Source organism: Ancylomarina sp., from assembly GCF_041555295.1.
Classification (GTDB): domain Bacteria; phylum Bacteroidota; class Bacteroidia; order Bacteroidales; family Marinifilaceae; genus Ancylomarina.
This window is the reverse complement of record NZ_JBFFKR010000467.1, coordinates 1-1612: the sequence shown is the minus strand read 5'-3', so window position 1 is coordinate 1612 and position 1612 is coordinate 1. Positions and strand designations below refer to the sequence as shown.

The 1612-nt window shown below is 35.2% G+C and carries 1 protein-coding gene; it reads left to right on the top strand.

The features are described 5' to 3' along the window. Positions 1–102: 102 nt before the first annotated feature. Positions 103–1377 (top strand): hypothetical protein, encoded by a 1275-nt coding sequence (locus ABY905_RS17160; RefSeq protein ID WP_372646107.1) that lies wholly within the window; start codon positions 103–105, stop codon positions 1375–1377. Positions 1378–1612 lie beyond the last annotated feature (235 nt).

The following is a 1612-nucleotide window of genomic DNA, read 5'->3' as shown; positions in this document are numbered from 1 at the left end:
TTTTCGAAGTTTTATAACTTAGATCTGAATTTTAAAATCACGAACTGTATTTCTTTTTGATAAGCAGTGTGGGCTAGGTGTAGAGCTCAAAAAAATAAGCGTATGAGCAAGAAAAAGAATAAGAAAAAGAAGTTGCCGCAGCAGAAGGCGCTGAAAGATCATAATTGCTATAAATTAGTCCTGTCTCAGTTTAAGGAAACCTTATATAGGGCAATGGAACAGGTTGGTTACGAGGCTTACTTTCCTTTGTTAAAGGATTCGGAATTAGAGTTAATGAGATGTAGTGTGTTAAAACCTGTGCGACCAATTTGTTTTCCTGGTCATCAAATACCTTCTAAAAAGCTTCAACTTATTAATAACGAGATACAGACATCATCGAGACAACGAATTTTTCAGGTTAATGATATCTATTTATCAACTCAGGAGTGTAGTAGTTTGTTTGCTTTAGCGAGTTTTCTTGAAAATAAAGCTGATGGTGTTGAGATATTGGCTGAATTTCGAACAAAGTTCTTAAAGCGTTTTGAAACTGAGAAATTGTACAAGTTGGTATATCATTGGTACGGGAGGCTTATGTTACAATTTATAATATCTTCATCTAATCCTAGAACAAAATATTATGCGTATACATCTTCAATTGAAACGGTTAAGGTAAGACCATTTTATATGGCATATAGTTCGTCTATTATGGTGCACAATGCTCAAAGTACAATGCTGAAGATTCATGGAACTTATAGGCCCGTATTTCGATTAGGAAAAACTGATTTTAAGGTTCATTTTAAATGGATAAGCATACCATCTAGCCTAGTAGGCAATTATTATAATGGAAAAGAAAAAGAGTTAGGTGTGTATATTCAATCTCATGCATTGAATCGCTTAGCGGAGCGATTGGATATTTTAGACGAGTCCTCATTAAATTTCTATTTAAATATCCGAATGGAAGAGATTCACGCTTTTGAGTTTTATAGAGGTTATCTTTTATTTCCTTTTATTATCGTTAACAATGTGAAAGTAGGTTATTTTGTTGCTAATGTAGTTGGTGATAAATTGGTGTTTCGCACTTTTTTATTTGTAACGCATAACTGCACCCCCGAGGGCGATAGGTTGAAAGAGATTTCGGGCTTGCAAAAAAACGATATTAAGTATTGGCAATTCGATCGATTAAGCACTTTTGCTTCGGCTAATGTTGATGATAACCCTGCTCTACATAATTTATTAAAAGAGGTTGGGATTGATGATTTAATTAAGCTGAAACCATTCATGACAGATTCTGAAAATCTACAAGATAGTTTGGCAGGAGAATTAATGACTTATATCGAAAAGGGAAAAAGGGAAACGGAAGATGTGAGCTTTTCCGAAAATGAGCTTTGCATGGGCTAGCTGATCGAGCTTTGTCTTACTGAATAGCCACACAAAAATAAGAAACCCCAGGTCGAGCTAGACTTGGGGTTTTCTTATCCGTAAAGGTTTATTTTCAATAGCGTCCTAAATAAATTGGCGCTTCGCCCAAACCCGACTTCATTTTTTGGCTTGATCCAAAAAACGAAGCAAAAAAGATCAAGGCTGCTTTTTAAATATCTTTCTTATTTGCCTCATGCTTAAGTGTGGCCGGGTG

What these genes read in the sequence shown, in the direction of transcription:
- ABY905_RS17160 (WP_372646107.1), top strand. Translation starts at nt 103, where the DNA reads ATGAGCAAGAAAAAGAATAAGAAAAAGAAGTTGCCGCAGCAGAAGGCG.